The sequence below is a fragment of the Kitasatospora sp. Xyl93 genome, from assembly GCF_055383135.1.
In genome coordinates this window covers 4734657-4758280 of record NZ_AP029185.1, presented here as the reverse complement: position 1 = coordinate 4758280, position 23624 = coordinate 4734657, and the positions used below count along the sequence as shown (strand labels likewise).

Annotated in this window: 20 protein-coding genes, 1 tRNA gene and 1 pseudogene; 10 read left to right on the top strand and 12 right to left on the bottom strand. The window is 71.4% G+C overall.

Features of this window, described 5'->3' with window-relative positions:
* Positions 1-24: 24 nt before the first annotated feature.
* Together galU and ACZ5GH_RS21350 are read right to left on the bottom strand one after the other, a co-directional pair.
* On the bottom strand, positions 25-945 hold the full coding sequence (gene galU / locus ACZ5GH_RS21355) for a UTP--glucose-1-phosphate uridylyltransferase GalU (protein WP_387749447.1): 921 nt from the start codon (positions 943-945) through the stop codon (positions 25-27).
* 51 nt (positions 946-996) lie between these two features.
* A complete protein-coding gene (locus ACZ5GH_RS21350) occupies positions 997-1917 on the bottom strand; it encodes a GGDEF domain-containing protein (RefSeq protein ID WP_387749444.1) in 921 nt (306 codons plus the stop codon).
* Between the two features lie 63 nt (positions 1918-1980).
* Here ACZ5GH_RS21350 and ACZ5GH_RS21345 point away from each other — a divergent pair, with 63 nt between their 5' ends.
* Positions 1981-2571, top strand: coding sequence for a 5-formyltetrahydrofolate cyclo-ligase (locus ACZ5GH_RS21345; RefSeq protein ID WP_387749442.1), 591 nt, complete (start codon positions 1981-1983; stop codon positions 2569-2571).
* A 77-nt stretch (positions 2572-2648) separates the two neighbouring features.
* Here the strand turns inward: ACZ5GH_RS21345 and ACZ5GH_RS21340 are convergent, their stop codons facing one another.
* Positions 2649-5366, bottom strand: coding sequence for a penicillin acylase family protein (locus ACZ5GH_RS21340; protein ID WP_387749439.1), 2718 nt, complete (start codon positions 5364-5366; stop codon positions 2649-2651).
* A 238-nt stretch (positions 5367-5604) separates the two neighbouring features.
* Between ACZ5GH_RS21340 and ACZ5GH_RS21335 the strand changes: the two genes are divergently transcribed.
* From ACZ5GH_RS21335 to mscL, 5 genes and pseudogenes are all read left to right on the top strand, one after another.
* Entirely contained in the window at positions 5605-7089 is a 1485-nt protein-coding gene (locus tag ACZ5GH_RS21335; RefSeq protein WP_464335028.1) for a potassium/proton antiporter, read from the top strand.
* A gap of 301 nt (positions 7090-7390) precedes the next feature.
* A complete protein-coding gene (locus ACZ5GH_RS21330) occupies positions 7391-8737 on the top strand; it encodes an MFS transporter (RefSeq protein WP_464335027.1) in 1347 nt (448 codons plus the stop codon).
* A gap of 125 nt (positions 8738-8862) precedes the next feature.
* Complete coding sequence (locus ACZ5GH_RS21325) at positions 8863-9183, top strand: FmdB family zinc ribbon protein (RefSeq protein WP_387749431.1); 321 nt, start codon at positions 8863-8865, stop codon at positions 9181-9183.
* A 394-nt stretch (positions 9184-9577) separates the two neighbouring features.
* The gene (locus tag ACZ5GH_RS21320) at positions 9578-9868 is read left to right on the top strand and encodes a hypothetical protein (RefSeq protein WP_387749428.1); all 291 of its coding nucleotides are present in this window, start codon (positions 9578-9580) and stop codon (positions 9866-9868) included.
* Positions 9869-9905: 37 nt separating this feature from the next.
* Positions 9906-10319 (top strand): annotated as a pseudogene (mscL, locus tag ACZ5GH_RS21315) (large conductance mechanosensitive channel protein MscL); the annotation flags it as partial.
* A gap of 70 nt (positions 10320-10389) precedes the next feature.
* Here the strand turns inward: mscL and ACZ5GH_RS21310 are convergent.
* Positions 10390-10623 (bottom strand): hypothetical protein, encoded by a 234-nt coding sequence (locus ACZ5GH_RS21310; protein ID WP_464335026.1) that lies wholly within the window; start codon positions 10621-10623, stop codon positions 10390-10392.
* A gap of 126 nt (positions 10624-10749) precedes the next feature.
* A complete protein-coding gene (locus tag ACZ5GH_RS21305) occupies positions 10750-11724 on the bottom strand; it encodes a sigma-70 family RNA polymerase sigma factor (RefSeq protein ID WP_316526644.1) in 975 nt (324 codons plus the stop codon).
* Between the two features lie 422 nt (positions 11725-12146).
* Here ACZ5GH_RS21305 and ACZ5GH_RS21300 point away from each other — a divergent pair, with 422 nt between their 5' ends.
* Positions 12147-13010 (top strand): phosphatase PAP2 family protein, encoded by an 864-nt coding sequence (locus ACZ5GH_RS21300; RefSeq protein ID WP_387749424.1) that lies wholly within the window; start codon positions 12147-12149, stop codon positions 13008-13010.
* Between the two features lie 314 nt (positions 13011-13324).
* Here the strand turns inward: ACZ5GH_RS21300 and ACZ5GH_RS21295 are convergent, their stop codons facing one another.
* The 5 genes from ACZ5GH_RS21295 to ACZ5GH_RS21275 all read right to left on the bottom strand — a co-directional run bounded on the left by ACZ5GH_RS21295 (position 13325) and on the right by ACZ5GH_RS21275 (position 20213).
* Positions 13325-15793: an FtsX-like permease family protein gene (locus ACZ5GH_RS21295; RefSeq protein ID WP_464335025.1), complete on the bottom strand. Its 2469-nt coding sequence runs from the start codon at positions 15791-15793 to the stop codon at positions 13325-13327.
* 262 nt (positions 15794-16055) lie between these two features.
* A tRNA-Arg gene (locus ACZ5GH_RS21290) sits at positions 16056-16128 on the bottom strand.
* Between the two features lie 253 nt (positions 16129-16381).
* Positions 16382-17938 (bottom strand): hypothetical protein, encoded by a 1557-nt coding sequence (locus ACZ5GH_RS21285; protein WP_464335024.1) that lies wholly within the window; start codon positions 17936-17938, stop codon positions 16382-16384.
* Positions 17935-18858: a hypothetical protein gene (locus ACZ5GH_RS21280; protein WP_387749416.1), complete on the bottom strand. Its 924-nt coding sequence runs from the start codon at positions 18856-18858 to the stop codon at positions 17935-17937. The genes ACZ5GH_RS21285 and ACZ5GH_RS21280 overlap by 4 nt, the downstream gene beginning before the upstream one ends.
* A 431-nt stretch (positions 18859-19289) precedes the next feature.
* Complete coding sequence (locus ACZ5GH_RS21275) at positions 19290-20213, bottom strand: hypothetical protein (protein WP_387749415.1); 924 nt, start codon at positions 20211-20213, stop codon at positions 19290-19292.
* Between the two features lie 608 nt (positions 20214-20821).
* Between ACZ5GH_RS21275 and ACZ5GH_RS21270 the strand changes: the two genes are divergently transcribed.
* Positions 20822-21031: a helix-turn-helix domain-containing protein gene (locus ACZ5GH_RS21270; RefSeq protein WP_464335023.1), complete on the top strand. Its 210-nt coding sequence runs from the start codon at positions 20822-20824 to the stop codon at positions 21029-21031.
* Between the two features lie 384 nt (positions 21032-21415).
* Positions 21416-21562, top strand: a complete 147-nt coding sequence (locus tag ACZ5GH_RS21265; RefSeq protein WP_464335022.1) for a hypothetical protein — start codon at positions 21416-21418, stop codon at positions 21560-21562.
* A gap of 30 nt (positions 21563-21592) precedes the next feature.
* Here ACZ5GH_RS21265 and ACZ5GH_RS21260 read toward each other — a convergent pair whose 3' ends face one another.
* Together ACZ5GH_RS21260 and ACZ5GH_RS21255 are read right to left on the bottom strand one after the other, a co-directional pair.
* Entirely contained in the window at positions 21593-22483 is an 891-nt protein-coding gene (locus tag ACZ5GH_RS21260) for an IS3 family transposase (RefSeq protein ID WP_464335021.1), read from the bottom strand.
* Positions 22480-22788, bottom strand: a complete 309-nt coding sequence (locus ACZ5GH_RS21255) for a transposase (protein ID WP_464335020.1) — start codon at positions 22786-22788, stop codon at positions 22480-22482. The genes ACZ5GH_RS21260 and ACZ5GH_RS21255 overlap by 4 nt, the downstream gene beginning before the upstream one ends.
* A gap of 25 nt (positions 22789-22813) precedes the next feature.
* On the opposite strand from ACZ5GH_RS21255, the gene ACZ5GH_RS21250 reads away from it, so the two are divergent.
* Positions 22814-23155 (top strand): hypothetical protein, encoded by a 342-nt coding sequence (locus ACZ5GH_RS21250; RefSeq protein WP_464335019.1) that lies wholly within the window; start codon positions 22814-22816, stop codon positions 23153-23155.
* The last annotated feature ends 469 nt before the right edge of the window (positions 23156-23624 follow it).

The window sequence follows — 23624 nt, the reverse complement described above, 5'->3', positions numbered from 1 at the left end:
CTCTCTGTCGTGGTCGGTCCTGCGTCAGGCCTGCATCTCGGAGCCGACGAACTCCCGCAGCCAGGAGCGGAACTCCGGGCCCAGGTCCTCGCGTTCGGCGGCCAGACGGACGATAGCGCGCAGGTAGTCGGCGCGGTCGCCGGTGTCGTAGCGGCGGCCCTTGAAGAGCACGCCGTGCACCTGGCCGCCGTCCGCGGCCTCGCGGTCGGTCAGCTCGCGCAGGGCGTCGGTGAGCTGGATCTCGCCGCCGCGGCCGGGCAGGGTCTCCCGCAGCACGTCGAACACCAGCGGGTCGAGCACGTAGCGGCCGATCACGGCGTAGTTGGACGGGGCCTCGCCGGGCTCCGGCTTCTCGACCAGGTCGGTCACCTGGAAGACGTCCTCGCCGAAGCCGTTGGCCTTGACGGCGGCGCAGCCGTAGAGGTGGATCTGGGAGGGGTCGACCTCCATCAGGGCGACGACCGAGCCGCCGAGCTGCTGCTGCACCTCGATCATCCGGGAGAGCAGCGGGTCACGCGGGTCGATCAGGTCGTCGCCGAGCAGGACGGCGAAGGGCTGGCCGGCGACGTGCTGCTCGGCGACCGAGACGGCGTGGCCGAGGCCCTTCGGGTCGCCCTGGCGGACGTAGTGCATGTTGGCCAGCTCGACGGACTCGCGGACCCGGGCGAGGCGCTGCTCGTCGCCCTTGCGGACCAGCAGCTCCTCCAGCTCGTAGGCACGGTCGAAGTGGTCCTCCAGCGCCCGCTTGTTGCGGCCGGTGACCATCAGTATGTCGGACAGGCCCGCGGCGGAGGCCTCCTCGACGACGTACTGGATCGCCGGCTTGTCGACGACCGGGAGCATCTCCTTCGGGGTGGCCTTGGTCGCCGGGAGGAAGCGGGTGCCCAGTCCGGCCGCGGGTACCACGGCCTTGGTTACCGGAACTCGGGAGTTGGTCGTCGTCATGCGTTTACCTTACTCAGGCACGTTTTTGCCCGGCCGAGCGCGGGCGGACGGCTAGGACAGCACGTCGCGGTGCCCGGCCACGGTGGCTGGCGTATGGGTCGCGACCGGCTGGGCGAGGGGGTCCCTGCCGACACAGGCCGACAGACTACCCGTCTTTCCCGAAGGGTCACGATCGGCCTCCGCTCCGTGACCGGCGGTACGGCCGCCCTGTCCGGGGCGGTCCCCGCGGGGCCGGTCGACCTCCCCCGCGGGCTGGGCGGAGAGCCGCCAGCAGTCACCGCCGGCCGCCCGGGCCGCGGCGAGCGCCGCGTCGGCGGCGCGCAGCAGGACGGCCGCGTGGGTGCCGTCCTCCGGCAGCACGGCGATGCCGGCGGCGGCGGTCAGGCCGTTGCCGGCGGCGGGGCGGGACTCGCGCTGGCCGGAGGACCAGTCCAGCAGCAGGTGCCGGCGGACCGACCAGACCAGCCGCTCGGCGACCTGCGCGGCGCCCTCGGCTCCGGTGTCCGGCAGCACCACCAGGAACTCCTCGCCGCCGTACCGGCCGAGCGTGTCGGCCCGGCGGATCTCCATCGCGAGCCGCTGGGCGAGGTCGCGCAGCACCGCTCCGGCCCGGCCCCGGCCGTGCTCGGCGACGACCGCGTCGAAGCCGGTGATGGCCAGCATCAGCACGGCGAGCGGGCGCGGTCCGTCGGCCTGCTCGGTGTGCTCGGCCCGGCGGGCCCGTTCGATCTCCCGGTCCAGGGTGAGCTGGAGGTGGCGGTAGTTCCACACGCCGGTGAGCGGATCGCAGGAGGCGGTGCGCTCCAGTTCGGCGCAGCGCTCCTCCAGTTCGGCGATCCGCCCGCGCAGCCGCTGCGCCCCGGCGGCGGCCCCGGCCCGCGCCCGCCGTCCGCGCAGTCCGAGGACGGTGGCGCCGACCAGTGCGGGGACGCTCAGTGCGGCCAGGGCCTGGACCAGCAGCGGGGTGGTCAATGGGGGGTGCCCCTTCGCGTGTCAGGCTCTGCGCGTCGACGGTGCGCAGGCCAGGAGGATCGGATGAACGAGGATCGGTTGCCCAACGAGAAGAGCGGCCTGAGGACACGGCTGCTGGCGGAACGGCGCGAACTGGCCGCCGGGGAGCGCGCGGCGGCGGCCGACGCGTTGGCCGGGCACGCCGGGGAGCTGGCCGCCGCGGGCGCCACGGTGGCCGCGTACGTCTCGATGGGCGCCGAGCCCGGGACGCGGCCGCTGCTGGACGCGCTGCTGGCACGCGGGGTTCGGGTGCTGCTCCCGGTGCTGCTGCCGGACAACGACCTGGACTGGACCGAGTACGCGGGGCCCGACGCGCTGACCCCGGCCGGGCGCGGGCTGCTGGAGCCGGTCGGCCCGCGGCTCGGGCCGCAGGCGGTGACGGAGGCCTCGGTGGTGCTGCTGCCGGGCCTGGCGGTGGACCGCTCCGGGCTGCGGCTGGGCCGGGGCGGCGGCAGCTACGACCGGGTGCTGGCCCGGCTGGCGCGGGCGGGCGCGCGGCCGGTGCTGGCGGTGCTGCTGTACGAGCACGAGCTGCTGGAGCGGGTGCCGGCCGAGCCGCACGACCGGCCGGTGGACCTGGCGGTGCTGCCCTCCGGGGTGCGCAGGCTCGGGTGAGGGGTGGAGGCGGGGACGGCGGCGGCCCCGCTCCCCCGGGGGGGGGGAACGGGGCCGCCGGACGGGCCGTACGGGCGTCAGCCGGTGGTGAGCACCAGCCTGTGCTTGGTGGCCTTCTCGACCGCGTCCGGCGAGTAGGCCCAGGTCAGCAGCTTGCCCTTGAGCCAGAGGTCGGTCTGGTCGTTGTAGTTGTCGTGGAAGGCGTGGCCGGAGGCGCCGCCGACGTTGACCCAGCGCGAGGAGTCGAGGTCGTTCAGGTCGACCACCATGCGCATCGACGGGATCCAGTCCACCCGGTAGCCGGCCGCCGCGTTCCAGCCGGCCGCGTCGACCGCCGCCGAGCCGCCGGAGAGCCGGTACGGGCCGCGGTTGAGCAGCTTGTGCACCACGCCGGAGGCGATCGACGAGTCGTCGGTGCCGAGGGTCTGCTCGCGCAGCTCCAGCTTGTGCAGGCGGCCCCAGCTCCAGGTGGAGACGTCCTTGCTGAGCAGCGAGGTCAGTTCCTGGCGGGCGTTCTTCATCGCCTCCTGGAGCAGGTTGTCCAGGCCCTTCTGCTCCTTGTGCTGGTCGTCGATGTACGTCCACCACGAGCTGTCGGGCTTCTCCAGCTGCTGGCGCACCACCTCGGTCCAGCGGTCGCCGCCGTCCGGCTGGGCCTTGCCCGGCTCGCGGGTGCCGCACTCGGTGACGATCTTGGTGGAGCTGTCCGGCTTGGTGGGGTCGTCCTGCTGGCGGACCAGCAGGCAGTTGTCCTTGGCCCGCAGGTCGGCCGGGAACTTCTGGCCGAAGGCCAGGATCAGCAGCTGGCGCCAGACGCCGTTGTAGTAGGCGGCGGCGGCCGAGTCGGCGTCCTGGTGGAAGTTCCAGTCCTTCAGCAGGTCCTGGGCCTCGCGCACGTACGGATCGCTGATCGGCTGCTTGAGCAGCAGCGGGACCAGCGTCTTGGCCATCACGCTGGTGTTGTCCAGCTGGAGGGTCTGCATGTCGTCCGGCGAGATCTTGCCGTTGTTCTTGAGCAGGCCCTCGATCTGGTCGGTGATCTCCTTGGCGCGGGTGCCGTACTCCCAGTCCTTGGTCAGGCTGTACTTGTAGGCCGGGTCCACCACGGCCTGGTTGGCGGTGACGATGTAGCCGGCCGAGGGGTTGAGGCTCCAGGGCAGCGCGGTGAAGGGGATCGGGTCCTTCCACTGGTACGCGGAGTCCCAGCCCGGCGCGGGGAGGGTGCCGTCGCCCTTGCCGCGGACCGGGATGGTGCCCGGGGCCTGGTAGCCGATGTTCTTGGCGTCGGCGTAGACCAGGTTCTGCGCGGGGACGGTGAAGTCCTTGGCGGCGGCGCGGAACTCGTCCCAGTTCTTCGCCCTGTCCAGTTCGAAGACGGCGTCCATGGTCTTGCCGGGGCTGAGCGCCGTCCACTGCAGGGCGACGCCGTAGCCGCTGGTGCCGCGGTCGGGGGCGGACTGGCCGTTGGGGGCGTACTTGCCGACGTTCTGCTGCTCGCTGCTCTGGTCGGAGATCAGCGGGGCGCCGGTCTGGGTGGTGCGGACGGTGATGGTGCGGTCCTCCCCGCCGGCGACCTTGATGGTCTCCTTGCGGAGGTCGAACTTCACGTCCTTGCCGTCGACCTGGTAGGTCTCCGGGCCGGTGACCTTCTCCAGGAAGAGGTCGGTCACGTCGGCGCCGAGGTTGGTGAAGCCCCAGGCGATGTCCTTGTTGTGGCCGATCACCACGCCGGGCATGCCCGCGAAGGTGAAGCCGGAGACGTCGAACTGGCAGGCCGGGGAACTGGTCCGGCAGTGCAGGCCCATCTGGTACCAGACCGACGGCAGGCCGGGGCCGAGGTGCGGGTCGTTGGCCAGCAGCGGCTTGCCGGTGGTGGTGTGCGAGCCGGCGACCACCCAGGAGTTGGAACCGATGCCCTGGCCGGGGCGGCCGAGCAGCTGCGGCATCGAGTCGACCCGGTCGGTCAGGCCCTGCAGCATCGCCTTGGTGGTGGCCGCGCCCTGGGCGGTGGCGGTGCCGGCGGGCGCGCCGGACTGCGGGGAGCCGTCGGCGGGGCGGTAGTTGTCGCCGGCCACGGTGCCGGTCTTCACGATGGTGCCGTTGCGGGCGAACGGGTAGTCCGGGTACAGCTCGGCGATCTTGTCCGGGCCGAAGTCCTGGGCCAGCAGCGAGCGGTCGATCTCCTCCTGGAGGTTCCCGGAGAGGTTCCAGGCCATCGCCTTGAGCCAGGCCACCGAGTCGACCGGGGACCACTGCTCGGGCTGGTAGCCGCTGTTGACGACGCCGAGCAGGCTGTACTCCAGCGAGGCCTTCGCACCGCCGGGGTGCTCGGCGAGCCAGGCGTTCACGCCGTCCGAGTAGGCCTGGAGGTACTTCTTCGTCTCCGGCGACAGCTTGGTGTCGAACTCCTTCTGCGCCACCTGCCGCCAGCCCATGGTGCGGATGAAGGCGTCGGTGTCGACCTGGCCGTCGCCGAACATCTCGGAGAGCCGGCCCGCGGTGATGTGCCGGCGGACGTCCATCTCCCAGAAACGGTCCTGCGCCTGGACGTAGCCCTGGGCCCGGAACAGGTCCTCGTTGCTGTCGGCGTACAGCTGCGGGATGCCGTTGGCGTCCCGCTTGACGTCGACGGGCGCGCTCAGGCCCGCCACCTTGACACTGCCGTCGACCTCCGGGAAGGAGGCGCGGACCGCGGAGACCCCGCGGTAGCCGCCGTAGCCGGCACCGGCCACCAGCAGCACGACCAGCACGATCACGATCAGACGGGCGCGCCGGAACTTCTTCGAGCGGGGCATCTGGGTCCTTGCGGTCCTGACTTCGGGGCGGGCGGGCGTGTCCAGGGCCTGCGGCCGTGACAGGGCACCACATTAGGCCGAGTCGGCCGGGCACCGTGAACGGGGGACCAAGCTAAAGATATGGCAAAATGTTAGACTGCGTAACGATCCGCAAGGGGAGCATTGACGACTTCTTAACGGGTCACCCCCAGCACCACCAGACACCCCGCCCGCCCATGCCTGCCCGAGGTGCCCCTGCGTGAACGTCTCCCATCTGAACCAGCTCCTGCTTGAGTCCTCCGTGATCCTGCTGTTCGCGGTGGGCGCCGTACGCCTCTCCACCCGATCAGGGCTGCCCAGCCTGCTGATCTACCTGGGGATCGGCGTGGCGCTGGGCCAGAACGGGATCGGCATCACCTTCAACAACGCCGAGCTGACCCAGGTGCTCGGCTACGCGGCGCTCGTGGTGATCCTCGCCGAGGGCGGCCTCAAGACCAGCTGGCGGGAGATCAAGCCGGTGGTGCCGGCCGCGACGGTGCTCGCCACCCTCGGCGTCGGCGTCAGCGTGTTCACCACCGCGGCCGGCGCCCACTGGCTGGTCGGCCTGGACTGGCGGACCTCACTGCTGCTCGGCGCCATCGTCTCCTCGACCGACGCGGCCGCCGTCTTCTCGGTGCTGCGGATGGTCCCGCTGCCGCACCGGCTCACCGGCCTGCTGGAGGCCGAGTCCGGCTTCAACGACGCCCCCGTGGTCATCCTGGTCGTCGCCTTCGCCACCACCGGGGAACTGGACTCCTGGTACGTCCTGATCGCCACGATCGTCGCCGAACTGGCGATCGGCGCCGCGGTGGGCCTGGCCGTCGGCCGGATCGGCGCGTACGGGCTCAAGCACGTCGCGCTGCCCTCCTCGGGCCTCTACCCGATCGCCGTGATGGCGCTCACCGTGCTCGCGTACGCCGGCGGCGCGCTGCTGCACGGCTCCGGCTTCCTCGCCGTCTACATCAGCGCGGTGATCCTCGGGAACTCCAAGCTGCCGCACGGCCCGGCCGTCCGGGGCTTCGCCGACGGGCTGGCCTGGATCGGGCAGATCGGCATGTTCGTGCTGCTCGGGCTGCTCGTCACGCCCGAGACCATGGGCGACGCGGTGGTGCCCGCACTGGTGGTGGGCGGGGTGCTGGTGTTCCTGGCCCGACCGCTCTCGGTGATGGCCTCGCTGACCCCGTTCAAGGTGGCGGCCCGCGAGCAGGCGCTGCTGAGCTGGGCCGGACTGCGCGGGGCGGTGCCGATCGTGCTGGCCACCATCCCGGTGGTGTCGGGCGCGCACCGGGCCGACGACGTCTTCAACATCGTCTTCATGCTGGTCGTCGTCTTCACCCTGCTCCAGGGACCGACCCTGCCGTGGGTGGCCAAGCGGCTGCGGATCGACGAGGGCGACATGGGCCAGGACCTGGGCATCGAGTCCGCCCCGCTGGAGAAGCTGCACGGGCACCTGCTGTCGGTCGCCCTCTCCCCCGCCTCGAAGATGTCGGGCGTGGAGATCAGCGAGCTGCGGCTGCCCAAGGGGGCGGCGGTCACCCTGGTCGTGCGGGAGGGGAACTCCTTCGTGCCGGACAAGGCGACGGTGCTGCGCGGCGGGGACGAGCTGCTGGTGGTCACCACCGACGAGGTCGGCGAGGCGGCGGAGCGGCGACTGCGGGCCGTGGACAAGGGCGGCAAGCTCGCGGGGTGGCTGAACGGGCGGTGACGGCGGGGCCTCCCCGGGGCGGGCCCGCCTGCTCGGGGCCTGGCGAGCCGGGAGGGCTGGCGTCGTCTACGCGCGTAACTGTATGCTGGTTCGACCACGTCGTATGACTACCGCTAGACCACCCCCAGCATCTGCCTGACGCAGAGTTGGCGCGACCGCTCGGCGGCCGCGGTCCGGCCCCCGGCCAGCACGCCGGACCGACCCGGTATCTACCCCGGTCGACGCGCGAGAGGACGACTCTCGGCGCCGTCGGGGCTCCACCATGCCCTGCCGCGCTACCAGGCAGCAGGAAGGACCGACCGTGACGGCGCGCCGAACGGTCGACACCGCCGCGGACCACGCGGCCACCCCCGCAGCTACGGCCCCCGCCCGCGTCGGGTACGGCGAGCTGCTGCGCACGCCCGGGGCCTGGACGTTCCTGTCCCCCGCCCTCGTCGCGCGACTGCCGTACGCGATGCTCAGCATGGGCATCCTGCTGCTCGTCACCCAGACCCACGGCTCGTACGGCACCGCCGGCACCGTCACCGCGGTCGCCGCCGTCGCCCAGGCCCTGATCGGGCCGCAGACCGGGCGGCTCGCCGACCGCTACGGCCAGGCCGCGGTGCTCGTCCCGACCGTCCTGGTGCACGCGGCCTCGGTCGGCGCGCTGATCGCGCTCGCGCTCGGCCACGCGCCCGCCTGGAGCCTGTTCCTGGCCGCCGTCCCGGCCGGGGCGAGCGTGCCGCAGGTCGGCGCGATGGTCCGGGCCCGCTGGGTGGCCCGGTTCACGGCGGACGGCGCCTCCGAGAACTCCGCGGCCCGGGTGAGCACCGCCTTCGCCTTCGAGTCCGTGACGGACGAGTTCACCTTCGTGATCGGCCCGATCCTGGCCTCCGGCATCGCCGCCCTCGCCAACCCGGCCACCGCCCTGGTCGCCGAGGCCGCGCTGACCCTCGTCGGCGGTCTGGCCTTCGCCGCCCAGCGGGGCACCGCCCCGGCCCGGATCGTGCCGCAGCCCGGTACCAAGCGGGCCTCGGCGCTCGCCTCCCCCGGCGTCCGACTGCTGGCCGGGACCTTCCTCGGGGTCGGCGCGGTCTTCGGCGGCATGCAGGTCTCGGTGAACGCCTTCGCCGACTCGGTCGGACAGCACGACGCCGGGGGCACCGTGTACGGGATCTTCGCCGGCGGCTCGATGCTGGCCGGCGTGCTGTACGGCGTGATCGCCTGGCGGCGGCCGGTGCAGCAGCGGATGCTGATCAGCTACGCGCTGCTGGTGCTGGGCTGCTCGGTGCTGTGGGCGATGCCCAACCTGGTCGCGCTGACCGTCGCCGGGCTGGTCTGCGGGCTGGCCATCGCGCCGACCCTGATCAGCGGCTACACCCTGGTCGAGACGCTGGTCGCGGACGGCGCCAAGACGGAGGCCTTCACCTGGCTGACCGGCGCCATCGGGCTGGGCCTGGCCGTCGGCTCGATGGCGGCGGGCCAGCTGATCGACGGGCACGGGCCCTCGACCGGCTTCCTGGTCCCGGTGGCCGGCGCCGGGCTGGGGCTGGTCGCGCTGTTCTCGCTGCGGCACCTGCTGGTCGCGCCGAAGGACGGGGCGGGCGCCGGTGCGCGGACCGCGGAGAGCGGGCGCCCGATGCAGCTGGCGGGTGTCGCCGAGGGCTGAGCGGACGGTGACCGGCGGGCGCTGCGGGCCGATCTCACACCGGGGTCGCTGGACTGTTCCGGCGGAATGCCGCATCATTGACCATCGTTAGCACTCATCAGGCGAGAGTGCCAGGAGGAAGACAAGTGCCCACGTACCAGTACCAGTGCACCGAGTGCGGCAACGGCCTGGAGGCGGTGCAGAAGTTCACCGACGAGGCGCTGACCACGTGCCCCGACTGCCAGGGACGGCTCCGCAAGGTCTTCTCGGCCGTGGGCGTCGTGTTCAAGGGCTCCGGCTTCTACCGGACCGACAGCCGCTCCTCCTCCAGCAGCTCGGTGAGCTCCGGATCGTCGTCGAGCACCTCGACCTCGTCCGCCGCGTCCACGTCCTCCTCGACGTCGTCGGGCTCCGGCTCCTCGGCGTCGACCCCGGCCTCGTCCAGCCCGGCTCCGGCCGCCGGCTGACCCGGCGCCGGGCACCGGCCCGGACGGACCGCAGACCTCGGAAAGGCCCGTCGGCCCCGCTTCCACGCGGGGGCGGCGGGCCTTTCCGCGTTTCCGTCCGGGGTCGTCCGGCGGGTGCGCGCTGTCGTCCCGGGCGCGTGCTGTCGACGCGGGCGTGTCCTGTTGTCACGGGCGTGTCCATGTTGTCGCGGGCGCGGTGCCGCCTCTACCACGTCTTGCTGCCTCTTGTCTTCTCGGACGGGTCGAATTCACCCGCACGAGTGAGCGGAGTTGCCCACAGGGCCGGGTTGTCCACAGGCCTGGGGAAAGGGCTTTCCGACGTCGCCGAAAACGCTCATCGTGTGGGCATCCGGTCCGCGAGGGGCCGGTCCGCCGACAGTCCGGAGGTGCGTCGATGACGACCGCGAGCTTCTCCTTCCCCCTGCCCGTACCACTGCCGTTGCCCGCGCCGGCCGTGCCGCCCCGACAGGAGCTGCCGAGCTTCCCGCCGATCCGGCGCGGGTGCGGTGGCTGGCACCGCTGGCGCAGCGCCGTGCGGCGGCGAGCCGGAGTGCCCGTCCTGGTGCTGCTCGCGGTGGCGTCGGCGCTCGCGCTGGGGCCCGCACGGGCCGGGCTGCCGCCGCCCCAGGGCGGCGCGCTGGGCCGGACGGGTTGTCAATCCGGGGTCGCGGAAGATCACCCGTGACCGGAGGACGACTTCGTCGTTCGAGGCGACATGAAGGGGCTTCAAGGAATTCCTGCTGCGTGGAAATGTCGTCGAACTCGCCGTGGCCGTGGTCATCGGCGCGGCTTTCACCAACATCGTCAACGCCTTCGTCAAAGGCGTGATCAATCCGATCGTCGGCGTGTTCGGGACGAAGGACCTCGCGTCCTACAGTTCCTGCCTCAAGGGGCCCTGCGAGGCGAGCCCGACCGGTGAGGTCACGTCCGGAATCCTCATCCTCTGGGGATCGGTGCTCAGCGCCGCGCTCCAGTTCCTGATCACCGCGGCGGTCGTCTCCTTCGTTCTGATCCTGCCCATGAACAAGCTGGCGGCCCGCCGCAAGACCGACGTCGAGAAGGCGGCGGAACTCGAGGCCAAGGAGGTCAAGCTGCTGACCGAGATCCGCGACGCGCTGGTCTCGCCGCTGCGCTGACCGGCGGGCGCCCCACGCCCCCGGTCCCCGCTCCCCAGTCCCCGTGGTGCGGTCAGTCCCCGTGGTGCGGTCAGTCCCCGTGGTGCGGCGGGCGCTGGCTCAGGTACCAGTCCAGCCCCCGTCCACCGCTCTCCCCCGCTCCGGGGCGACCGCCCCAGCCCGCGTCGGTGTCGTCCCCGGACTGCTGGTCCAACGGGTCCCGGAAGACCAGTCGGGCCTTGGCGGCCGCGGCCTTCCCGGGCTCCTGCGCCCGGTCCTGGTCCTGCGCCTGGCGCCGGTCCTCTTCCCGTCCCTGCTCGCTCACGCTGTCCACTCCGTCCGTTCGTCCCTTCCCTCAAGCCTAAGAGCCCGTGGCACGCCTCGGGCCCCGGTGCGGAGCGCTCCGCGCCAGGGCCCGGGTGAGGGCTCGGCCAGGGGGCCGGCTGGTCCGTCAGGCGGCTTCGAAGCCCGCGTGGTCCGCGATCTTCTTCAGCTCGGCCAGCGCGTGCTTCTCGATCTGCCGGATCCGCTCACGGGTGAGGCCGTGCTGCTTGCCGACCTCGGTGAGGGTGCGCTCGCGGCCGTCCTCCATCCCGTAGCGGGAGCGGATGATCGAGGCGGTGCGGTCGTCCAACCGCCCGATCAGGTCGTCCAGTTCCTCACGGCGGAGCATGACCATCACGGCGTCCTCGGGGGACGTCGCCCCGGTGTCCTCGACGAGGTCGCCGAACTGGGTCTCGCCCTCGTCGTCGACCGACATGTTGAGGCTGACCGGGTCCCTCGCCCAGTCCAGCACGTCCTTGATCCGGGCCTCGGTGGTGTCCAGCTCGGCCGCGATCTCGGCCGGCTCCGCCTCGCGGCCCAGCTCCTTGGACTTCTCCCGCTGCACCCGCCGGATCCGCCCCAGCTCCTCCACCAGGTGCACGGGCAGCCGGATGGTGCGGGACTGGTCGGCGATGGACCGGGTGATCGCCTGCCGGATCCACCACGTCGCGTACGTGGAGAACTTGAAGCCCTTGGCGTAGTCGAACTTCTCGACCGCGCGCACCAGGCCGGCGTTGCCCTCCTGGATGAGGTCCAGCAGCGGCAGGCCGCTGCGCGGGTAGCGACGGGCGACGGCGACCACGAGCCGGAGGTTGGAGCGGATGAAGACGTCCTTGGCGCGCTCGGCGTCGGCGGCTATCGCCTCCAGCTCCTCGCGCGTGACGCCGTCGGGGAGTCCGCCCTCCTCCTCCAGCAGGTGCTGGGCGTACACGCCGGCCTCGATCCGCAGGGAGAGCTCGACCTCCTCGGCGGCATCGAGCAGGGGCGTCCTGGCGATCTCGTCGAGGTACATGCCGACCAGGTCGCGGTCGGCCTCGAGGTTGGTCGGGCGGGCCGCGCGACTCCGGTCGGCCCTGTCGCGAACGACGGCACGGGTGGCCATGCTTGCTCCCTTTGCTGGTGTTGCCGAGGTCTGCCTGCCTGCCTCGTGAGGGCAAGAAGTGCGGGCCCTGGGGCCTCACACGTAACGATCCAACGAACAGAATCCGGACAACATTCCCAAGTCACTCAGATTCTTCCCGGCGATGCAGTATCCTGCCGGTTTTCACCCCGGTCATGGACAGCGGGTGACCGGCCGAATACTTCCCGTGCCATCGGGCGACCGGTTCGGGGGCGATTTCTTCACCCGGCCCACACTGGGCCGCCGCCTACTCGTTGAACCCGCGAACGGCCGCCGGCGTTCCCCGTGCGCGCCGTCTCCCGAGCACGCCCCGCTCCGGTGCGCGCAGGTTCTCCCCACAAAAGATGCCGAATCGCTATCACTGCGGCTCTTGCTCGGCGCGGGACACTGGGAAGGTGTCAGCCATGCACCTGACCAACAGCACGACGCACCTCACTGCGCGTAATCGCAGTCTCCTTCGGGACACCGCACTCGCGCTGGGCTGTGCCGCGCTGTTCGGCCTGCTGGCAGTCCTGGTCACCGGCCGCTGGGGCCCGCTGGCCAGCTTCGACCAGGAGTGGGTCGGCGACCTCCACACCTATGCCCGGGGGCACCCGATCTGGACCGCCGCGGTGCAGACGCTCTCGGACATCGGCGGCACCGTCACGATGCGTGCACTCCTCGGGATCGCGGCCGGGTGGCTCTGGTTGATCGGCGCCCGGGTGCTGGCCGGCTGGGTGGCCGCCCAGGCCCTGGTCGGCTGGGGCGCCCAGTGGGCGCTGAAGCTGGCCTTCGAACGCGGCCGCCCCTCCTTCACCGACCCGGTCTCGCACGCCGGCAGCCCGGCCTTCCCCTCCGGGCACGCCATGGCCTCGGCGATCACCTGCGCCGTCCTGGTCGGCCTGCTCTGGTACCGGGTCCGCCGGCGCGGCCGGACCGCCGCCTGCGTGGTGGCGGCGACCGCGGTGCTGACCATCGGCTGGACCCGGGTCGCGCTCGGGGTGCACTGGCCCAGCGACGTGCTGGGCGGCTGGCTGGCCGCCGGGATCGTGCTGGGCGCCGTGACCGCGGTGATCCAGGTCTGGCGCCCCGGCGCGCTGGCCCGGGACGTGCGGCGGGTCAACTGGCGCACCAGACCCCGGGTGCAGCGGGTCGTCGTGTCGACCGGGCAGGCCCCGCACCCCGCCACCCCGCTGGACGAGGACGGGCCGCACGGCCCCCGGGAGGAACCCCTGGGCGACCAGGCCGACCGGCCCCGCCGCCCGGGGCACCCGAGGACCGCCCCCTGAGGACCCGTCACCCCGTCAGCCGTCGACGGCCGCTGCGGGCCGTCGCGACGGGTGTGCGGGCCGGTCCGACAGCGCCGTCCGGGGGCCTGACCGGCGGCTGATCGCCGGGGCGGGCGAGGACCGGCGCCAACTCCTCGTCGTCGACGTCGACCCGGCCGTCCCGCGCAGCACCCGCGAGGCCGAGACCCTCCTCGCCGATCTCACCCTCGCCCGGCCGACCGCACCCCGGACCCGGTTCGCCCTGGGCTGGCGGCACAGCCGGCACCGCGGGCTCGGAAGACCCGGCTCGGAAGACCCGGCTCACGACACCCGGCTCAGGAGGCCCGCATCGCGGCCACCGCGCTCATCCGCCCGACCCGGCGGGCCGGGAGCACCGCGGCGGCCAGCCCGACCAGGACGGTCAGGCCCAGGGCGGCCAGCACGGGCAGGACGGGCGGGGCGCCCACCGTCCCCACCGTCGAGGTGATCGAGCGGGCGGCCGCCCAGCCGTAGGCGGCGCCCAGGGCGGTCCCGACCAGCGCGCCGGCCAGGGAGAGCAGCAGTGCCTCCAGGGTGAGCATCCGGCGCAGCTGCTCGCGCGACATCCCGATCGCGCGCAGCATGCCGATCTCGCGGGATCGTTCGCTGATGCTGAGCATCAGGGTGGCCGCGACGCCGAGGCCCGCGATGGCGACGGAGAAGGACAGCAGGGCCATGCTGACGGCCGTCAGCCGGTCCAGCAGGGAGCCCAGGGTGTCCGCCTGGGCGGCCGTGTCGGTGACGGCGACCTGGGGGTGGTCGGCGAGGGCGCGGTCCAGGGCGCGGCGGGCGGTCGGCCGGTCGTCGCCGGCCGCCGGGCTGATCCAGGCGGTGGTGACGGGCGCGGCGGGGGCGAGGCGGTCCAGGGTCGCGGGCGTCACCAGCAGGGTGGCGCCGCTCTGCAGGGTGAACGGCAGGGTGCTGCGGCCCGCCTGGAGCCGCAGTTCGACGCCGCCGACCCGCCGCACCCCGGTCTCGCCGAGCCCGCTCAGCGCGGTGCCCTCGGTGAGCGCCCGGGCCCGGTCCACGTCGTCCGTCGAGGAGTTGAGCCGGGTCGGGTCGACGGCGGCGACCACGGTGGGCCGACCGTCGAGGTCGACGGTGGCCGAGCGGACCGGGGTGACGGTCAGCCCGCGTTCGGCGCCGAGCGCGCCGAGCGTCCCGGCGGGCAGGGCGCCGCCGCCGGTGGCGGCCGCCGAGAAGACGCCCGGCTGGCGCGCGGAGATCGCGGGCACCAGCGACCGGGAGGTGAGGTCCAGCGCGGTGACCGCGCCGACCATCACGGTCACGCCGAGCAGCAGCGCCGCGCCGGTGGCCCCGGTGCGGCCGGGGTTGAGCCGCAGCTGCTGGGTGGCGAGCCGCCCGGCCGTGCCGCCGAGCTTCCGGGCGGGCCGGCCCAGGAGGGCGACGACCGCGGGCAGCACCCGGTGGGAGAGCCGCAGCACCCCGAAGAAGCTGGCGATCGCCCCGACGGTGACGGCGAGCAGCGACAGCGGCGGCGGGATCGTCGCCCCGGCCACCAGCAGCGCCGTGCCCGCGAGCAGCAGTGCTGACGTCCACACCGCGGCGCGCACCCTGGCCGCCCCGCCGGCCGGCGCGGGGCTACCGCCGAGTGCGGCGATCGGCGGCACGGCCGCGGCGGCCTTCGCCGGGCCGCGGACGGCCAGCAGGGTCAGCAGGACGCCGAACAGCCCGGCCGGCAGGCAGGTCAGCGGGGAGGGCATCAGCGACAGGTGCACCGGCCCGAGGTCGAGTCCGCCGACCACGGCGGTGCCGAGCGCGCCGAGGGCGACCCCGAGCAGCACGCCCGCGGCCGAGGCGCCGATCCCGAGCAGCAGCCCCTGGCGGCGGATCAGCCGGCGCAACTGCTGCCGGTCGGCGCCCACGCAGCGCAGCAGGGCGAGCTGGCGGGTCCGCTGGGCGAGCACCACCGTGAAGGTGTTGCCGACCACCATCCGGGCCACCGCGAGCGCGATCAGGACGAACGAGAGTGCCGCGATCAGCACGACGCCGTACATGGTGCCGCTCTGCCGGGTCGCCTCGGTGACCGAGGCCTCGCGGGTGTGCACCTGGGCGCCGGCGCCGAGGGTGGCGCGCAGGGCTTCGACGGTCCCGGTCCGGGAGGCGTCGGGGGCGACCCTGACGTCGAGTCGGTCGGTGGTGACACCGGTCGCGTAACCGGCGACCGCGCCGGCCGGGACGCCGATGACCGGGACTCCGGCGAGGCTCGGCGCGCCCCGCTCGTCCAGGGTGCCCACCAGCCGGGCGGTGGCGGCGCTGCCGTCGGCCCGGGTCAGGTGCACCTCGGCGCCCACGACGGCGTCCAGCCGGTGCGCGGTCGCGGTGTCGAGCAGCACCTCGCCGGGGGCGACGGGCCAGCGGCCGTCCGCGAGCAGCTGCCAGCGCAGCGCCGGGTCCTCGGCGACGGCGCTGACGGCGGCGGTCCGGTCGAGCGGCCGCCCGTCGGCCGCCAGCACGCCGCCCTTGCCGGTCAGCCGCGGAGCCACCGCGGCCACCCCGGCGGTCCGCCGCGCCCGCTCCACGGCGGCCGCGTCCAGTCCGCCGTCCGGGGCCTTCCCGGTCACCTGGACGTCGCCGGGGCCGACCTCGGCGGCCGCGGTCTGGCGGTAGGAGTCCACCAGCGCCCCGCTGCCGCTGACGGAGGCGATCAGGAAGGCCACCCCCAGCGCGATCGCGGCACCGCTCAGGAGCAGTTGGCGCAGCTGGCCGCGCAGCTCGGCCACGGTGTATCGGTACGTCGTCATGGTTCCCCGACTCGTCCGCCCTGACCGGGAACGGTGCTCCGGCAGGGGTCCCGTCGAGCCTAGGAGCGCCGTGGCCACGGCCCGTCAGCACGAGGTCTGCTTCATGATCACTCCGTGGGCGGACGGCCGCCCCCGACGTCTCCTCCTCGGGAGGTACACCACCCCCGACGCCGGTCGCACCGGCGCGCCGCGACGGCCCCGGAAATGCCGCAGGCCCTCCCACCCTGTGCGGGCGGAGGGCCTGTGACCTGCGTGTTCGTTGTGCCCCAGACAGGAATCGAACCTGCGACACCGGCTTTAGGAGAGCCGTGCTCTATCCCCTGAGCTACTGAGGCGGGGATCTATCGGAAAACGTGTCTGAAATTCCTTCGGATTTCTCCAGAGTCATCTCGCTGCAGTTATGCCCGTTAGATCCAGCACGTGCGACCCCCACGATGGTCGCACGTGCCACAGTGTAGCGCCTCGTCACGCGACCGTGCGCGAGTCGGGCCAGTTGCGGTGATCTTGCAGGTCGTGAGGGCCCTGGCGTGTGCTTCGAGGCCAGGGGCAGGGGCGGAGCCGGCTCAGCCTCGACGCATGTGGCCCTGGCTACGTGCGGAATCGGTGGAGTGCGTAGGTCAGCGCGTTCTGGGCCCAGGCGAAGCCGATCACGATGAGCAGGCCTGCTTTCGAACCGTACGCGGGCAGCCTTCCGTGGGGGAAGGCCTGGTCGAGTCGGGAGTTGGTGGATTCGCTGTCCTGTCGGAATCCGAGTAGACGCCGGCCGGCGGGTGTTTCCGGGGGGACCTGCCGGAGGTGTTCGGTCCGATTGAATTTCATGCCCTGTCCGTTTGCATCCGCTTCCTGGTCTTCCTGAGTTTCGTCCACGCGGATGCGGGTGATGTGCTTCCCTTTCGAGCAGGGGATTTCAATGCGGTGGTAGAAGCGGATCTTTCCCCTTCCTCGAACTTCGAGCTCACGGACCGGCAGGGGCGTGTAGAGGGTCTTTCCGTCGACGGTGATCTGGCGTTCGCATACGCGTCCGGCGGCCGCGTAGAGCGAGTGCCTGCAGTTCCCTTCTCGGAATTCCTCGACTTCGTGGGGGTTAATTCCATCGTGCTGGCGAGTGAAGACGACGACGCCTTGGCGGATGAGGGGCGCGCGGTGGACGCCGCGGAGTGCGGTGTCGTAGGTGATGGCTTTGACACCTGGGGCGGCCTCGAGGACCTCTGTGGCGATCTTGACGGCCGATGCGGCTTCGTCGAGCTTTTCGGGGTCGAGGTGCTTGGCTCGGTGTCGGACGGCGTCCACGTTGAGGATCATGCGACTGTGGGGGGTTCTGGCCAGCCGTGTGGCAATGGTGATGTATTTGTTTCCGTATACCTGGCGGCCGCCTCCTTCCGTTTGGATGCTGGCATCCGGGTCGATGTGGTGGTTGCGGATTTCTCCGGTCTCTTCGTCCACCGTGACGGGCTCTGTCTGGTCGGTGGGGGGCTTCATCACCGTTCCGTCGCCGTGGATGACTTGGCTGCGGTGGGGGCAGACCCAGCTCCCGCGGGGGCCGTTCGTGCTGAGCAGGCCGACGTCGAAGGCCTGGACGATCCATGCGTCGCGGCTGGCTTCGCGGAGGTGGGACACGAAGTCGAGCATTTTGAGGCGGTAGTAGTACCACTGGCTCGAGGTCGGTCCGGCGTCCGGGAGGCGGTCGGCCTCCTCCGTGCCAAGGCATGCGGTGACCCCTGCCTTGAGGATGCCCCAGAACAGGGGTTGTCGCAGGTGGGCCTGGGTGCTGCGGGCGGAGCCGAAGATGGAGATGCTGGCAGCGAACAGAAGGTAGATATAAGGCGGGAAGAGTGGAGGTCGCCCGCTGCTGCCCTCTGGCTTCGCCGGCAGCACGGCCGCCGCGACCTGGTAGAGCCGCTGATTGTGTGTCAGCGCGGTGAAGCGCCGGTCGGGCGTGATGTGGGGTGCTTGTGGCCCTCGAGGCTCGGGTTGGTCGACGGCGGATCCGAAGACGTCGTCGGGGGTGGGCCCGATCGTGTAGGGCTTGGTCTTCTTGGTCTTGCCGGTGCTGGCGGACGTTTTCGTGGACGGGGCCGGGCGGGCGGTGGCCTTGGACGGGGTGGACTGGGGCCGGCCAGCAGGTGTCTTCGGGGTGGGGGTCATCGCTGGCCTCGGTTCTGGTCCCAGCGGAGGCCTGCACGCTGGGCGGCGACGTCGAGGGAAGCGACGCCGAGCCGGAGAGCGACCTGGGTGATCTGGCCGGTGTCGGCGAGTGTCTGTGCCGCGATGTAGGAGGTGATGTCGCGGGGTTTGGCGCGGTGCCCGTTGGACAGCACCCCGCTGCGGCGGGAGATGTCAGCGAAGGTGGTGCAGATGCTGGCCTGGGTCGTGTAGTCGCTGGTGGCCGAGTGGACGGTGAGCGGGATCGGCGCCTGTGTGCCGGCGCGACGGTGCACGTGAGTGGCGCGCAGTTCCAGGACGGTACAGGACCAGTCGTCCAAGGGACAGAAGCGGGCAGCGAGTTGCTGGGTTCCGCTGGCCCAGACGCGGTTGTGTTCCAGGTCGAGGTCCGCGGTATTGGCCGGTCCGATTTCGCCGGTGCCCAGCCCGGCGAGGAGGAGGGCAAGGACGCTGGCGTGGCGGGTATGGGGCATGCCCCGTTCGGCGTGGAAGCACAGGGTGCGGATGTCGTCCGGGGTGAGGTCGCAGCGGCCGGCTACGGTGGTGCGCGCTATGGCCGGGGTGTCCAGGATCGGGGAAAGAGTGGTCAGGCTCAGGCGGCGCGCCTCGGCGCAGAACAGGGACAGGGTCCAGCGCCGGCTGCGTCGGGTCGAATCAGCGGGACCTTCGGCACTGATGCGGCCGCGGCGGTCCCGGCCGGGGGCATCGATGAACGCCTGGAGGAGGTGCTCGTCGACATCCTTCATCCGGGAGATGTCGAGTGCGTCGGCGAACTTGAGGAACCGCTCGCTGACGGTGATCAGTTTGTCCAGGCTCTGCCGCCGCAGGAGGCCTTGGGAGGCTTTGCGGTCCCAGGCCCTGGCGACGAGGCAGACCGCAGTGCGGATGCTGGCATCAGGCATCGGCGGCCACCCCCGCGCTCGAGCGCGCTTCGGGCACGCAGCACGAATTCGTGCTCGGGCGGCCAAGCATGCGCAGGAAGGTTTCGCGGTTCCCGCGCGCTGCGACGTGACAGGACAAGTCGAATGGGGTCCTCGCGAGCTCGTCCAACGAGTGGCTGATCAAAACGTTGCGCGATTTCGCACGAAGGCGTGACGGGCTTGGGAGGGCGTGGAGGTTGCCGCTAACGTGACGGTGAGCTCTCTTGATTGAGGGCATACCGAAGCCACTTTCTGTCGCGCCATGCACGACGGGGTTTGGTGGTGGTGGAGGAGGAGGGCCCGGCTGCGCCATAACTTTCCTAGGGTCGAGGCGCGCCGGGCCCGTTAATCGTTGGGGGGCCAGTCGGGGGGCGGTCGGGCTGGGCCGAGGAGTCGTCCGCTCATGACTGGCTTCATCCGTTCGGTGCGGTGAGGACGGCAGCGAAACTGCGCAGGCTGCGGTGCAGCGTGACCAGCTCGTCCTCAGTGAGGCTCAGAAGTTCGTGGAGCTGGAACGGCCGGGCGGTGAGCTCCGCGAGGTGCGCCAGGCCGATCAGCGGGGAGGCTGGTGCGGGGGGCTCAGGGTCAGGCTGTCGCTGGCGCGGGATGTGCGCCTCGGCGTCGTGTTCAGCTGTGGCCTCGGCATCCGCCTCGGGCTGAGATGACCCCGCATCGGTGGGTTTGTCAGCAGGAGGCTCGCCGGGCGGCGTCTGGCCGATGTCTGGTCCGGTGTCAGTTTCAGCTGCGACGTCATCGAACAAGGGGACCTCCTGCTCGGCCTGCATGGTGGGCGTGACGTGGTGCGGATCGAGGGCTTGGGCATTCCATTGGATGTACCCCTCCTCGGCACCAGGGACGAGGAGCCGGGCCTCCAGCAGCCACTCGATGAGCAGCTCGACTTCGGCTCTGCGGACCTCGGGTGCCTGCGCGATGCCCATCAGCCGGTTCATGACCTTGATGCGCGTCCCCGAGCCGCCCTCCAGGGCCTTGTAGGTCGCCCTCGCGTACCAGGTCTTGTTCAGGTTCCGAGCGAGTTCAACCCGTCCGAGCAACTCGTCGTGGCGCCAGGCTGCGGCGACGCGCGCGCCGCGCGGGTTCGCCAGATAGATGCCATGACCGCTCACCTTGGTCAGGAGTCCTGCGGCGACCAGGAAGCCCATGACCAGGCCCGTACGCTCGTGAGCCACGTCGACGATCTCGGCGATCTGACGGCTGGCGAACGCGGCCTTCTGTTCACATGACGCCCGCATGATCGCGATCTGGTCGTACATCTTCACGCGAATCGTCGGCAGTGGCCGCGCCAGCTGGTCGCGACTGCCTTGCGGCGGACGAGCCATGACTACTCCTCGCGCATGAGAGAGGCCTGTGTGTGGTCGCTTGGGATCCTAGATCGCGGACATGGACCGCACGACTGGGCAGCGGCCCGCGCGCAGGCGCCGAGGCATTGCAGTGTGGACGTTCGCCATGCAGCCTGGCCCCTGCGCAGTCCGCACCGGTGCCAGTTCCCACACGGCCCGGGCCGGACTCCTGTGCACGACGGGTGCCACCCCTCGCCGCCAGAGCCCACCCCCGCGGCGACTTCGGACAATCACCCGCGAGCGCGACCCCGAGGATCGGGCGCCAGGTTGACGCCCCGGAGCCGCAAGGAGCGGCAGGTGCGCCACCCAGGCACCAGCCATCGAATGCCTGTCCGAAACCCCGGGCGCCGCCCAGCTTTGCTCCTTTCCGCCCAAGCTTCGACCCTTCTTGCTATACAAGTAGCATCCCTGGGTCGGGGGCGCACGCCGAGCGCGCCTCGGCCACACTGGTAGGCGTGCCTGGAGGAATGAGACGTGGAACCCGACCGTGCGGCTACATCGCCAGCGGCGACTGGCCATTTGCCAAGATGAAGGCACACCGAGGCGCCGAGGTCGCCCAGGCGGTCGCTCGCGCTCTCGCTCAGGCCATGGAGGGCCAGGGCCTGAGCGCCAACGCCCTGGCGAAGCGCAGCGGGGTCAACCGACAGGTCGTCACGAACGTCCTCAATGGCACCGTATGGCCTGATCTCCTGACAGTGGTGGACCTCGAGGTCGCCCTCGGCGTTCCCTTGTGGCCGGACCACCTTCAGTGGACCTCCGAGGAACTCCCCGCACCACGCCCCGAAAGCCAGGCCTGACCGGAGGGGGCACGCCCGGGCGCTCTGCGGGAAGCGCCGCACTACCACTGATTCCGGCTTCCGGTGATCCTGGTGGCTGGCCGGAGGTGATCGCGGATGAGGCGAAGCGACGATCGACCCGGTTCCCGTGACAGGTGTCAATGACACCCTGCCCAGGACTCGTGCCGCTGAAGAAACCTGGGTGCCACCCCATTTCCGCGCTGAAGTCGCAACGAAGATCCTGCCGCGGTCCGGCGTGGCGTGTCAGCATGTTCCAAGCGAACGAGCGATAACCCCTGCCTCAGGAGACCGCTCGTGTCACCGCTATGCCCTCAGCGGGTCGGGCTTGGGCCTGCGCCCATGCTGGGCTGCTGAGCTACCAGCACGTGCAGGAGGGGATGAGCGATGGCCTACGTGCAGCACCTTTCCGTGCGGGTCCCGTGGCACGACACGGGCTGGACGGGAACGGTCTGCAAGGACCCGCTGGCCAATCACGCATGCGTCATGCTCGGTGATGTCGCCAAGAAGCGCGACGACCGGTTCGAGGCCTGAAGCTCCACCCTGCGGCTGGACACTCTCCGTCTACGCCGCGAGGGTGTGACCTTGCAGGTGCCGCTGGCGGATCTCGAGGGGCGTGAGGTATCCCCACTCAGGGTGCCTGCGTAGGCGCCTGCGGTTGTAGAAGGTCTCGATGAACGCGAAGACCTCCGCGCGGGCGCTGGCGCGGTCAGGCCAGACCCGAACGCCGATCTCCTCCTTCAGCACGGCGAAGAAGCTCTCGGCGGCGGCGTTATCGTAACAGGAGCCAACTCTCCCCATCGACTGCCTCATGTCCAACTTGCTTATCTCACTGCGGAATTCACTCGATGTGTATTCGCTGCCGCGATCCGAGTGAAAGATGCAGCCGCGCTCCAGACCACCACGGCCAGCCGCCATCCGTAGCGCGGCCACCGGCAGTTCGGCGCGGTGGTGGTCGGCCATCGCGTAGCCGACCACCTCGCGAGTGGCCAGGTCGATCGCGGTGGCCAGGTAGAGCCAGCCCTCCTCGGTCGGCAGGAAGGTCATGTCGCCGACCAGCCGCATCCCGGGCCGCGGTGCGGTGAAGTCGCGACCGATCAGGTCCGGGGCGAAGACCGGCTTGCGGGCCTGGCGGGTCAGCCCGCGGCGCCGGCGCCGGGTGACGCCCGCGATGCCGCGCTCGCGCATGATCCGCTCCACCTTCTTCCGATTGACCGCCCGGCCCTGGCGTCGCAGTTCCGCATGAACGCGCGGGACGCCGTACGCGCCCTTGGACGCGAGGTGGATCACCGTGATCTCGGCGGCGAGCAGGTCCTCGGCCCGTTCCCGGGCACGGCGGGCCTGCTCGCCGGCGCGCCAGGCGTAGAAGGAGGAGCGGGCGATGCCCAGGACACGGCAGATCCGCTTGACGCCCCAGGCGCCGTGGTAGTCCTGGACGAAACGGAAGCGGATCACCGTGTCGTCTCGGTCGCGAAATAGGCGGCCGCCTTGCGCAGGATCTCGATCGTTTTCTGCTGCTCGAGGTTCTGGCGACGCAGCCGGGCGAGTTCCTCGCGCTCGGGGCTGGTCAGCTCTCCGGGACCGCCCTCGCCCCGGTCGGTGCGGTCCTGTTTGACCCAGCCCCGCAGTCCCTCCGGGCTGACTCCCAGCTCACGGGCGATCTCGGTGACGTTCCGGTGCGGCGACGACCGCACCAACGCGATCGCGTCCCGCTTGAACTCCGTCGTGTACCGCTTACTCATGTTGTTCTTGGTTCCCACCTGAAACTGCTTCCTCCGGGCTCACATGTCCCAGTGTCCAGGTGTCCAGCCGCAAGGTGGAACTTCACGCAACCGATACCCCGACTTCACGGTCACCACCGACGACCCGAGCCGGCCCATCTACTGGGAGCACCTCGGCCTCCTCAACGACCCCGAGTACAGGTGCCGCTGGGAGGCGAAGAAGACCTGGTACGCCCAGCAAGGCATCCTGCCGCCGCCCGGCGGGCCCGGTGGACAACTGCTGGTCACCGACGACAGGCACGGGGTGAACGAGCGGCGCTGGGAAGAGCAGTTCAAGGCGGTCTTCGGAGCCGCGACGAGCATCCGACCACAGCAGATCACCCGTCGGCCACCACCGGGCACCTGACGCATAAGGGCCGTGCCCCGGCCGTTCAGTCGCCGTGCGGCTGAACGGCCGGGAGGGTGTACCAGTCCATCGCGGTCATTCAGACATGGAGCAGTCGTCCAGGGCCACGTCAGAGCGCCGCTGACAGCGCCAATCCAGTGCGGCGAGCGGCGGCGCTTCAGGTGCGGAACCTGACGCCGACGCACACCAAGGTCACAACAGCCCACCCGCGCGCCGACCACCAGCGATCGGCAGTCGGGAGTCGCCAGAGCCGCCGCTTCTGATGCACCGCGGCGCCCATTCTTCATACCCCAACCGCACGGCAGGCACAGCGAGCCAGCCCATAGGCACGCCGAGACCGGCGGCCCCCACGGCTCCGCCGAAGACCTCCCGCACAGTCGACATCCACAAAGCAGCCCATCAGCCAGTGTGCCATAAAGCCCATATACGAGACAATTCGGACTCTCGGTCAATTCTGCACCACCAGCCC

Excerpts from the sequence above, each read along its gene's own strand:
- galU (WP_387749447.1), bottom strand. The coding sequence starts at position 945 with ATGACGACGACCAACTCCCGAGTTCCGGTAACCAAGGCCGTGGTACCC.
- ACZ5GH_RS21345 (WP_387749442.1), top strand. The coding sequence starts at position 1,981 with ATGAACGAGGATCGGTTGCCCAACGAGAAGAGCGGCCTGAGGACACGG.
- ACZ5GH_RS21340 (WP_387749439.1), bottom strand. The coding sequence starts at position 5,366 with ATGCCCCGCTCGAAGAAGTTCCGGCGCGCCCGTCTGATCGTGATCGTG.
- ACZ5GH_RS21320 (WP_387749428.1), top strand. The coding sequence starts at position 9,578 with ATGACGACCGCGAGCTTCTCCTTCCCCCTGCCCGTACCACTGCCGTTG.
- ACZ5GH_RS21305 (WP_316526644.1), bottom strand. The coding sequence starts at position 11,724 with ATGGCCACCCGTGCCGTCGTTCGCGACAGGGCCGACCGGAGTCGCGCG.
- ACZ5GH_RS21300 (WP_387749424.1), top strand. The coding sequence starts at position 12,147 with ATGCACCTGACCAACAGCACGACGCACCTCACTGCGCGTAATCGCAGT.
- ACZ5GH_RS21295 (WP_464335025.1), bottom strand. The coding sequence starts at position 15,793 with ATGACGACGTACCGATACACCGTGGCCGAGCTGCGCGGCCAGCTGCGC.
- ACZ5GH_RS21285 (WP_464335024.1), bottom strand. The coding sequence starts at position 17,938 with ATGACCCCCACCCCGAAGACACCTGCTGGCCGGCCCCAGTCCACCCCG.
- ACZ5GH_RS21280 (WP_387749416.1), bottom strand. The coding sequence starts at position 18,858 with ATGCCTGATGCCAGCATCCGCACTGCGGTCTGCCTCGTCGCCAGGGCC.
- ACZ5GH_RS21275 (WP_387749415.1), bottom strand. The coding sequence starts at position 20,213 with ATGGCTCGTCCGCCGCAAGGCAGTCGCGACCAGCTGGCGCGGCCACTG.
- ACZ5GH_RS21270 (WP_464335023.1), top strand. The coding sequence starts at position 20,822 with ATGGAGGGCCAGGGCCTGAGCGCCAACGCCCTGGCGAAGCGCAGCGGG.
- ACZ5GH_RS21265 (WP_464335022.1), top strand. The coding sequence starts at position 21,416 with ATGGCCTACGTGCAGCACCTTTCCGTGCGGGTCCCGTGGCACGACACG.
- ACZ5GH_RS21250 (WP_464335019.1), top strand. The coding sequence starts at position 22,814 with ATGTCCCAGTGTCCAGGTGTCCAGCCGCAAGGTGGAACTTCACGCAAC.